This is a genomic window from Geodermatophilus sp. DF01-2 (assembly GCF_004571065.1).
Taxonomy (GTDB): Bacteria; Actinomycetota; Actinomycetes; order Mycobacteriales; family Geodermatophilaceae; genus Geodermatophilus.
The window spans coordinates 1-1,561 of the sequence record NZ_SPQN01000180.1 but is presented as its reverse complement, the minus strand read 5'-3'; the positions used below and the strand labels follow the sequence as shown (position 1 = coordinate 1,561).

1 protein-coding gene is annotated in these 1,561 nt (G+C 71.7%); it reads right to left on the bottom strand.

Annotated elements, in window-relative coordinates; genetic code table 11:
* Positions 1-103: 103 nt before the first annotated feature.
* A complete protein-coding gene (locus tag E4P41_RS21705; protein WP_135143255.1) occupies positions 104-1,495 on the bottom strand; it encodes a transposase in 1,392 nt (463 codons plus the stop codon).
* Positions 1,496-1,561: the final 66 nt, after the last annotated feature.

Below are 1,561 nucleotides of genomic sequence, written 5' to 3'. Positions count from 1 at the left end.
GGGTGCTGGAGGCCGGTGGTCGGGCGCTCGCGGGCCGGTTGCCTGACCGGGAACGGTGGCTGCGCCGCGGCGCCGGGTGGCGCGGCCACCGGCGTGGCCACGGTCAGGCGGTGGCGAGCCGGTGGGCGTGGATCTTGCGGATGTTGTGCACGGTGCAGGCCAGCGACCACTCGGTCTTGACGTTGTCCAGACCGCGGTGGAGGAACTGCCGCAGGCCTTGGCGGTCCTTGATCTGGCCGAACACCGGTTCGACCGTTCTGCCGCGTAAGGCGTATTCGTCCTTGCCCTGGCGGGTCCTGAGTTTGGCCTGGGCGCGGGCGGTGGCCGGGCGGCGGGTCATCGGCTTGTCTCCGGCCGGGTCCTCGCCGGCGGCGCGGCGCTCGTCGCTGATCATCGGCGCGAGCAGGTGCACGTCTCGGGCCTCGGCCTCGGCGAAGGCCTCTTCGTTGGCGTAGCCGGCGTCGGCGGCCCAGGTGTCGGGCTGCTCGGCGATCCCGGCCTCGGTCAGCTGCTCGACCGCGTCGTCGGCGACGTCGAACATCAGCCCGGCGTCAACGGCCTCCTGGGTGAGCAGTTCGCCGACGATGACCTGGTCGGCGGTGACCGCGGCCTGGGCGTTGTAGCCCTGCACCAGCCCGCGGCCACCGCGCATCATCCGGCAGTCGGGGTCGGTGGTGTTGGCCCGCGGCGGCTTGTCCTTGTCCGGATTGCGGCCCGGTGGATGCTCCCCGGGTTGGGCGCCGCGGCGGGTGCCGGCGGCCTTGCGCCGGGCCCACTCGGCCTTCTTCGCCTCCTGCTCGGCCACCGCGGCGGCCTGCTCCTCATCGAGGCGCTGCTTGGCTGCCTTCAGCCGGGCCAGCCGCTCCGCGCGCCGCCGCAACGGCACCGGCAACTCATCACCACGATCCGGGCCGTGCTCGGCGTCCTCGGCGGCATCGGTGGCGGCGTGCTCGTCGAGCAACTGCCCGGCCAGCTTGTCGTAGCGGGCCTGCTCCTCCGCCACCTGGTGAGCCAACGCCGCCGAAGTCTGATTCTTCGACCAGGAGGCGTTCGCGGCGATCTTCGTCCCGTCCACCGAGATCACTCCCAGCCGCGCCATCCCGGCCTCGTGACACAACCGAAGAACCTGCGCGAACAGGCCCTCCAGCGCCTCGCGGTGGCGGCGGAAGAAGCGGGCGATCGTGGCGTGATCGGGCAGGTGGTTGCCCGACAGCACCCGGAACGCCACGTCATGGGCGCAGCGCCGCTCGATCGCCCGCGACGAACGCACCCCCACCGCGTGCGCATAGAACAGCACCGCGACCATCAGCGCCGGATCGAACGCCGCCGCCCCCTGCCCGTTGGCCCGATACGACCCACGAAAGGCCGACAGGTCGAAGGACTCCACCGCGTCCTTCACCGTCCACGCCAGCTCACCCTCGGGCAGCCAGTCCCGCACATCCGGCGGCAGCAGAAACCCCTGATCGACATCCGCGCGGATGAAGTTCTGCGGCATGCCCCATTCTCCCGCAACTACCGCCCGCACCCGCTCAGGCACGCGGCTTTATGCGACAGGCTCGAT